Below are 9,634 nucleotides of genomic sequence, written 5' to 3'. Positions count from 1 at the left end.
ATTTCACCAACCTGACTGGCAACCGAATCCGCCCCTGAAACACTTATCCACCACGCTTGGTGCAGCCTCGTGCCAAGATGACGGCAACCTCCTCTGAAAGCCTTGCCAGGTTTCAACTTCGGTTAAAACTCCCCATGCGTTTAACCCCTTTTCGGCACCCAAAACGACGCAAACGGCAGGCGAGCACTGCATGTCGAGGTTTGCGTTTGGAACGACTGCAAGAGCGTCAACTGCTCGCCGCAGATGTTCCATTCGGCGCCACGCCGCTGGATACCGGGGAATTCATGCTGGGCAGTGTCACGGTCACGCCCGTCTTCTTTGAAAGCAACGGCGAAATCGACCCGTCGACTGAAAACTGGACCGAACCAGAGATCCAGGCAACGCTTGAAAAGATCCAGGACAGCCTCGATTGGTGGAGCGATCTGCTGGCCAACCAAACGGACCAGCACGCGTTAGAATTCGTGATCGATTCGACGTTCGCTGAGTCTCCTGTGGAAACTCCTTACGAGCCCATCAACCGGACCAGCGACAACTTTCAGAATTACGTCGGCCACTGGATGACCGATCTAGGCTATGCCGAAACCGGCACCTTGGATCGCGCGATCCGCAGCTTCAATGACGACCAACGTCAGCTACACGAAACGGACTGGGCGTTCACGATGGTTGTTGTGGATTCCAGCAATGATGCGGACGGCTTATTCCCCTCGGGAGGCTTTCGCGGTGCCTTTGCCTTCGCCGGTGGTATGTTCTCCGTTGTTCCTTCGGAGCGTCCCACATCCACCTTTACCCATGAAACAGGACATATCTTCTGGGCGCGTGATGAGTATCAAGGTGCTGGCAACTACACCGATCAGCGTGGCTATTACAACGCCCAAAACATCAATGCATGGGACAATCCAACTCCTAACTTTATCCCCGCAGTCAGCATCATGGGCGGCCAAAGCGAAGCCATTGAAGCCTTCGCTTTAGGGGAAACCAACGACGGTACTCTGGCACTGATTGGCTGGCAAGATAGCGATGGCGACGGCATCTTTGATGTCTTAGATGTCCCACTCAACCTGGACATCGCCGGCAGCTATTCACCGGAACAAGACAGTTTTCGCCTGGAAGGTTCGGCGACGGTTCAGACGCTGCCGAATCAAAACTCGGCGGGAACACAAAGCGATCTCACCACCAACCGCGTCACAGGACTGGAATACCGCATCGATGGCGGCCAATGGGTTCGCCTGCTGACCAGCGATGACTATCAAGTCCAGTTCGACATCGAAATTCCGGCCAGCGATCCCAGCCAGATGATCGAAGTCCGCGCCCTCAGCAACCTCAACGGCGTCACAAGCCCAATCGTTGGCGGCCTGATGATCGATGGCCTTTATTCTGGGACAGGAGGCGGGGTCATCTTCCTGGACGCCAACGAAAACGGAGTGCGCGACGCGAGTGAAAAACTGCTGCCCGCTGCATCAATGCGAATCCTGAACCAGGATCAAACAGAGCTGACCGCAAACACTGTCGTCGCAGCCGAATTGCCAATCAGTCGAGTCGCACTGCGTAGCGATCTACGGTTTTCGGCAGTTGGCGAACTGATCCTTTCGAGTGTCACCGTTGGCAGTATCCCTGTTCCAGCTAGCCAGCAACGCTTTGAAAACTACAACTTTTTGACCTCACAGTATTCCAATACTTGGGCCAGCGACGAACAACTGCAAGTCTGGGCCAATCAACCGACTGGCAAAGTCACTGTCGGAGTCACTGGAGTCGACACCGCGTGGCTGGGCGATGATTCAGGCAGCTACGCACGAGTGGCTGCCTTTAACGATCAAGACGAACTGATCGCGCGGGAGACCGTTTGGGTGCCCGCCGGAGAGAGCCAATCAGTCGTGGTCGAAGATCAGGATGGGCAAATCACGAAAGTCCTGATCTCGGGACACGCTGAAACGGAAATCATGATCGACTCCGTGCAATTCGGCGGCCTCAGCCAAGAAGTCTCCCAAGCCCAAGCCACGTTCTCAACCGATCGTCTTGGCGAAGGCGAATACGTGCTTGACGTCGTGCCCACCAACTTTATCTATCAGATCAACCCCGATGCGGCACGCTTCTCGATCAGCCAGGACGGCGATGGCGCTTCCCTCGTGGGCGGGACCGTCCTGATCCCAGCTCAAATCGGCGATAGCCCTCGGCACAATCCCCTGACTCCCACCGACGTCAATCAAAATGGCTCCATCACCGTTGGCGACGCCATCGTCGTCATCAACGATCTAGCCAAAAACGGCTCGCGCACGCTGACCGCCGACCAGCTAGAAGGCCCCGCCATTGATGTCAATAACGATGGCAAGATCACACCCTTCGATGCGATCTCCGTGATCAATCAACTGGTTCGTCAAATGAGCGAACCAGAAAACGTCCCCGCTGCGGCAATGACTCTTAACGCTGACAACGTTGCTGAATCTGAGCAAGTCGTCTTGGGCACCAGCGCCATCACCACCGCAGCGACATCAACCAAAGCGACGGCGGCAACCGCGGCCCCACTGCAAACACCGCTGACGATCAACGGGGCAGCCGAGGGAGAAGACCTTCGCAGGCGACTGAACACCGGCGAACCGGATGAGCTGACGAACAGAACTCCCTCTGATGGTTCAATTTCGTTTCCCAAGTTCTCTCCGAAGAGTGAGAGTTCTGATCAAAGTCGGCATGACCGTTATCCCGATAATCCGAACAAGGACCAAAGTTCCGCAGAGCTTTGGCCCGGCAGCCCTGGGAAAGGCCACAGGGCACTTGAGAACACACCTTGGAACCACCCCAAATTGGTCGACCAGCTGTTTAACGAAGAGGCATAGCCCGCACAGTTTGCCCAAACTACGCAGGGTTCAAATCTGAACGACCCTGTAAAACCGGCGGAACTTTCCTCAAGACTCACGCGTCAAAATAAGCTATTAGGTCGTCCACAACCGAAATCGTTTGCGAAAATAAAAAAGATGACTAATTTAGGGAAGATAGAAAAGGAGATCCGATCTAGGCATTGCACCCCATCCAGCCGAAACGCTGATGCGATGCACGGAACGGGTTTTTGATCGACGAAACGCAAGTCATCGATTGCGAATTGTGTAGCGACCTAATCGAAATCTGACATGGCCTTTTCCGGCAGGATAGCCACCGAGAGTTGCACCACGCAACGAAGTCACCAGTCAGAGAGGACCACCTGAACGGATGAACTTGCCACCTACGCTGGCAAGCCTATCCGTTGAGATGGTTGGAAGAGACGGCCCCAATTCACCGTTGTTGGCTTGCTAAGCGAAACGACATCCAGCATCCGTTTTGGCAGAAAACCGATCTGGCATTCAGACTGCGATCCATTCGCAACCTGGGAACCAGTTGGTCGAACCAGCGTGCTGGCTCAGTCAGCGTTGAGCACCGTGCCCCAACGGTTCGTCGTTTACAGCTTCCTTTAGTTTAAGCCCCTCCATTCTGGCCTCGGCTGGAATCCCTATAAGAAATCGCTCGGAACCCTGCAGATGAAACGCCTTCGTCAATTGCTTTCCCGTCGTCCCCGCGCGTCGGAGGGCAGCAGCCCACAACTTGATTCCCAAGCATCCGCAAAGGGCGCCGCTCGATCATCCCATCGTCGCAATCAACAGCGGCGTCGTCTGTTGTCAGAAAGCTTGGAGCAGCGGCAGTTGCTCGCAGGGGACGTGGTTTCCGAAGAGACACCGTCCTTTAGCCAACACAACCCGCTGCACCATTATGACGTGAATGAAGACCGCAAGTTGTCCGTCCTGGACGCCTTGGTGGTCATCAATCACTTGGTGGATCCAGATGGGGAAGGTGAATCGCTGGACCAGCCTCTGGATGAGGATCCATTTGCTGGCCGCCGCGTTGACGTCAATGACGACGGCAAGGTCTCAGCGCTCGATGCGTTAACGGTCATCAACGCAATCGCCTCGGGAGAAGATGTTGAAGCCGTTGCAGAGTACTACTTGTCGGTGCGTGATGAAAGCGACAATGTGCTGCCGTCAGAAAACGGCATCACCGAGGTCGGCGTTGGACCGGAAAACTCTTTCTTCTTAGAGGTCGCCGTTGATGACTTGCGGACCGGCGATGACCAATTGGGCTTTATCGTTGCGTTCCAAGACATTGACTTCAGCACCAACGGGTTGGTGAAACCTGTCCTGCGTGAAGTGCAAGAGTTCGTCATCAGCTCGAACGTGATCGATGCGACATCAGGCAACTTGACGATCACTCAAGAAGGCGGCGACGGGACGTCACTTGTCTACTCTGCCAGTGAGCTGCTCAATACGTCTTCCTCGAACTTGGAAGACGACCTTGTAGACACCTTTGGCTTGCCAGCGAACTCCATCCGCGTGACGGGTTTAGGCGAATTCGACGAAATCGACGTTGAAACACAGTTTGGTTATCGCGTCCGCTGGGTTGACGATGCCTCGGCAATGGTTGATCAACCCAACTTCCTCTTCAACCACGACTTTGTACTGCCCAGCGAAACGGTTCAAATCGATCCAGAGTATCGTGAACCGCTAGTTCCAGAACTGGACGAATTTGGTGTCCCAACGGGTCAGATGGTCATCAACGAAGACCAGAAACTGCTGCAATACTCGCTGGACACGGTGACACGCCAACTCTCTTTCCCAGGCTTTTTCGAGCAGAACTTTTACACGTTCCCGGTTGGCCAGTACAGCTTGGATACCGGTTTCGATCTGATCGGTGGCTTCAGCATCTTCAATAGTGCGTCCGGAGTCGGAGTCTGGGATGTCGAATGGGACCCGGCCAACAACAGCGGAGACCGTCCGGCCGCGTTCAACTGGTCAGAGGACTTTGACATTGTTCGCGTTGAAGTTTTCTTGGAGGAAGAACTAACACAACCGTTGGTCGCCTCGCTTGACTTTGTTGACGAAGGTCTAGCAGCGAATGTTCCCGGTGGGGGTGACCCGACCTTGCTTGATCAAGACATGATCATTTTCGGGGACAACTCTCGCATCACTCTCTCAACGGGACCTGTCACAAATAACCCGCCAGTCCTTTCAGAGACGCCGCTGACCTTTACCCGCGATGACAATGAAGGCGTCGTCAGTACGGGGATGGATCTTCTGCAGGGTGCGACAGACGCTGATGACGACGACCTGTCAATCACCGGGTTCCAATTCACCACGTCCAGCGACGGCGTGACCCGTGATGGCAGCAACATCACTGTCGACACCAGTGTCTATGACAGTCTGCAAGTAGGCGACAGCGTAGAAGTGAAGGCAACGTACCAGGTCTTTGACGGTATCGTCGCGGTGGACCAAACGGTGACCATCACGATCAATGGCGTGAATGACGATCCTGTGATCGACAATGAAGTCATTGACAGCTTCGGTGAGAACGATGATCCAGATCCGATTGACTTGCTGACCGGTGGGTTCGTCAGCGACCTGGACAGCAGCACACTGACCTTCAGCAACTTACAAATTGCAGGTGGAAATGCTGGCCTAGCCCTCAATGGCAGCCTTTTGGAGATCACTCCTTCCGCTGCCACGAGCACACCGATCACTGCCACGATCGATGTCAGTGACGGAGATGGCGGCACCGCAACGTTGCCCGTAACCATTACGGTTGTTGAAGCCAACGATCCTCCCGTTGTGTCCGGACCGGCTACAGGAACGACCAACGAAGACGAAACGGAAGCGAGCAACAACACCTTTGAATTGCTTCAAAACGTGACCGACGACGAAAACGACCCGTTAACCGTCAGCGATTTCACGGTCACCGACGGCCTGGCCGACGCCGTCACTGGCCCGGCTGCCAACAGCACGACGATTTCAGTCGATCCCTCGCTGTTCAATGATCTCAAAGGCAGCGAATCAGCTGAGATTGTTGCCACCTACCTGATCAGCGATGGCGTCAATGATCCAGAGAGTCAAACCATCACACTGACGGTCGAAGGGCGCAATGATGCACCGGTTGTCTCTGAGACAATCACCGTGACGGTCAGCGAAAATGTCCCCGAGTTTAACGAACTACTACTCGGCCGCGATCCAGCCATCACCAGCGATCCCGACGGCGATTCGCTGAGCGTCCAGAACATTTCCCTGCAGTCATTCAATGACCAGGGCACCGGTGTCGGCGCCAACGGGATCACCCCTGATGCGGCCAACGGTCTGTTGACGATCGACCCAGGTGCCTACGCTGCGTTGGAAGACGGGGAAACGGCTACCTTTGTCTTCACTTATGAAATCGTTGACGATGGCACCAACACCGACAACTTGGCGACGACCAATACGATCTCCATCAATATCGAAGGTGACACGCCAAACCGACCGCCAACCAGCGGAATCGTCGAAGACAGCTTCTTCGATGATGAACTGCCAAACCAGACAGTTGACCTGCTGTCAGAAGCCGACGACTTGGACGGGGACGATCTGTCGGTCTCTGGCGTGACGCTGCTGTCGGGAAATCCGATTGGCATCTCCGTCAGTGGAAACAATCTGATCGTCAATCCTCAAGCGTATAACTTCTTGGCCGATGGCATTTCGGAAGAGATTAGTTACTCCTACACGATCAGTGACCCTGAAGCTGGTTCGGTCCAAACGAACGCAACCATCACGATCACTGGCCGCAACGACGCACCATCCTTCTCTGCCGAGATCGACGGCGAAGTCGATGAGAACTCCGTTGATGACTCCAATCGATTTGATGCTCTGTCCGGTGTCACTGACCCCGACACGGCGCTTGCTAATCTAAACGCAACGGCCATCACCACCACCTCAACGCGCACCGCGCCGATTTCGCTGGACACTGCCACAGACGAACTGGTCGTCAATCGCGACGCATTTGATGATCTGGCCCAAGGTGAAACCGAAGACATCATCGGTACGGTCACAATCAGCGACGGTGATGGTGCCAGCGTCGATCGCCCTTACACCATCACCGTCAACGGCCAGAACGATGCACCGACCTTTGAAGGTGCGATCACGGCTGAGATTGACGAAAACGCACTAGACGACTCAAATCGAGTCGGCGGTTTGCTGACTGACACTGCGGACGCTGAAGACGACACATTAACGGTCACCGGATTCAGCGTCACGAGCGGACGCGATGCAGCTCTGTCGCTTGACAACGGCGAATTGGTCGTTGACCTGTCGGCGTTCGATGACTTGGCCGTAGACACCAGTGAAGACCTGGCTGGAACCTTCACCATCAGTGATGGAAACGGCGGCACCGTCGACCGCCCCTTCACCATCACCATCAACGGTGAAAACGACGTTCCTGTGTTCGATGCCGATATCACGCCAAATCCTGTTTCTGAGCAAGACGCCTCATTCAATATTCCTTTGTTGGTCAATGTTAGTGATCCCGAAGGCACTGCAGTGACTTTGGATAGCGTCAACTTCCTCGATGGCGATGCCAGCGGCCTCCAGCGCGTTGGAAACGACCTTCAAGTTGACCCTTCGGCGTACGATGGTCTCAACACCGGCGAAAACGCCACCATTTTGGTTCAAGCTATCTACAGCGATGAAGACAACGGTGCATCGGAGCGAACCTTCAACGTCGTCATCAATGGATTTAACGACGCTCCACGCATCAACGCTGCGATCACAAACCCTGATGATCGAACCGAAGACCAGCCTTCATTCAGCGTGGACATGCTGGCCGACGTCACCGATGCTGAAAGCGATGTCAGCGAACTTTCGATCCAAGACCTGACCTTCGCCTCAGACAATGGCGATGGCGTCAGCATCAATGCTGACGGACGAAATCTCGATGTGGATCCATCGGCCTACAACTATCTGGCAGTGGGCGAAGAAGAAGAAATCATCGCGACGGTCAACATTGTCGATGGCGACACCGTCAACGACCCCGATGCACAAGCCACACCACGAACCGTCACGATCACGATCACGGGCCTCAACGACGCCCCTGATTTCGACAGTACGATCGTCGATGATTTTGACGAAAACGAAGACGGCACAATCAATCTGCTGGCTGGTACTTCAGACCCTGACACGTCCGACTCAGTGACGATCTCGCAAATTGACTTCCCAACCGACACCGGTCAAGCCTTATCGCTTAACAACAACAACGAGTTGGTGATCACGGGCGGAGTTTACGAATTCCTGAACGTCACTGGTGTCAACGACAATGATGAGAAAGTCCTCATCGGGACGGTCACCCTGACCGACGGCAACACAGGCGGTCAGGTCGATCGACCAGTGACCATCACGATCAACGGTGAAAACGACAACCCTGTCATCGACCAAGCTCTCGACATTCCAGATTTCAGCGAAGATGACAGCGCAGCAAACACAGACCTACGTTTCGGTGCCAGCGATCCAGATGATGGCGACACGCTGACGGTCGATTCAACTCCGGAAAATTTCGTTGTCACCAACGATCCCAACTCAGCAGTCTCACTAAATGCTGATGGCTTCACGCTTGATATTGATCCAAGAGCCTATGACTCTTTGAATCAGGGCGACGAGCAAGAGATCACCGTCAGCTTTGACTTGATCGACGGGAACGGCGGCAAGGCTTCTCGCAACGTCACCTTCTCGATCAATGGTGCGAATGATGCTCCAGAAGTTCCAACGTTGGCCGACGTTGACTACAACGAGTTCGAGACACAACAAACGATCTCGCTGCTAGACGGTGTCACCGACATTGACAGCAACGCTGATCTGAGCGTCGATGTGACGAACGTTGTCAATGATCCTAACGTGGCGGTCATCGTCAGCGGTGACCAACTCTTCATCACTCCACGTTCCTATCGCGAACTGGAAGATGGCGAGAATCAAGTCATCACAATTGAGTACGAAGTCTCTGACGGAATTGCTGACGCGATCACTCGATCGTTGACCGTCACCATCATTGGTCAAACGATCCAGCCATCGGTCATCCAAGGCTCGTTGTGGATTGATCATGTCGAAAACATTGACGCTGTCCTGAATGACGGAGCAGCCCCTCAGTACAACGGCATCCACGAAGACGACGAAAAGGGTCTCGGTGGGATCACGGTTCGCTTACTGGAAGTCATTGATGGAGTCGAAACGGAAATCCTGACCGTTGCGACGGACAAGAACGGCGACTACGAAATCGACAACCTGTTCCCCGGCAACTACATCGTTGAATACGATATTCCTGAATCCGTTGCCTACACGGGTGCACGACGTCTGGAAATCAACAACGAGAGCGAAGAGCGGGTGGTTTACAACGGTCCATCCATTCAGGCTCGCGGGGTCTCCGGTGTGATTCGTCGCCTGGACCTGCTCACGTCAACCTACATTGCCGCTGGTGTCATCGACACGTCACAAACCGGTGAACTCGGTGGCGGCATGTTTGAACTGAATGCCGACGGCTCGCTGAAACTGTTCATCCTTGACGATGCCTTTGACGCCGCCTTCGCGGAAATCGCGTTGAACGACGCTTGCGATGCAGCCTTGCTGACCATCATCGAGAATGACGGTGACGTCTTGTCCGTTCGCCTGGACTCATCACGGTTCATTAAAACCGACGACGGACTGGGTGTTCGCATCCTGGGAGACCTTGCCGATTACCAGTGGTTGGAAACGATTCCAACGGCCTGGGAAGCTGAGTTCGACCAGTATCGCAACGCCGTCGACAAAGCGTTGGCCAACCTCTAATAACAGGTTACCGT

At 54.5% G+C, this 9,634-nt stretch carries 2 protein-coding genes; both read left to right on the top strand.

Features of this window, described 5'->3' with window-relative positions; all coding sequences use genetic code 11:
• Nucleotides 1-134 precede the first annotated feature (134 nt).
• Complete coding sequence (locus SV7mr_RS03530; protein WP_419188044.1) at nt 135-2,828, top strand: dockerin type I domain-containing protein; 2,694 nt, start codon at nt 135-137, stop codon at nt 2,826-2,828.
• 675 nt (nt 2,829-3,503) lie between these two features.
• Nucleotides 3,504-9,620: a VCBS domain-containing protein gene (locus SV7mr_RS03525; protein WP_145269276.1), complete on the top strand. Its 6,117-nt coding sequence runs from the start codon at nt 3,504-3,506 to the stop codon at nt 9,618-9,620.
• The last annotated feature ends 14 nt before the right edge of the window (nt 9,621-9,634 follow it).

It is taken from the genome of Stieleria bergensis (genome assembly GCA_007745635.1).
Taxonomy (GTDB): Bacteria; Planctomycetota; Planctomycetia; order Pirellulales; family Pirellulaceae; genus Stieleria; species Stieleria bergensis.
The sequence above is the reverse complement of the archived record's forward strand: the minus strand, read 5'-3'. Positions and strand labels throughout refer to the sequence as shown.

Excerpts from the sequence above, each read along its gene's own strand:
- SV7mr_RS03530 (WP_419188044.1), top strand. The coding sequence starts at position 135 with ATGCGTTTAACCCCTTTTCGGCACCCAAAACGACGCAAACGGCAGGCG.
- SV7mr_RS03525 (WP_145269276.1), top strand. The coding sequence starts at position 3,504 with ATGAAACGCCTTCGTCAATTGCTTTCCCGTCGTCCCCGCGCGTCGGAG.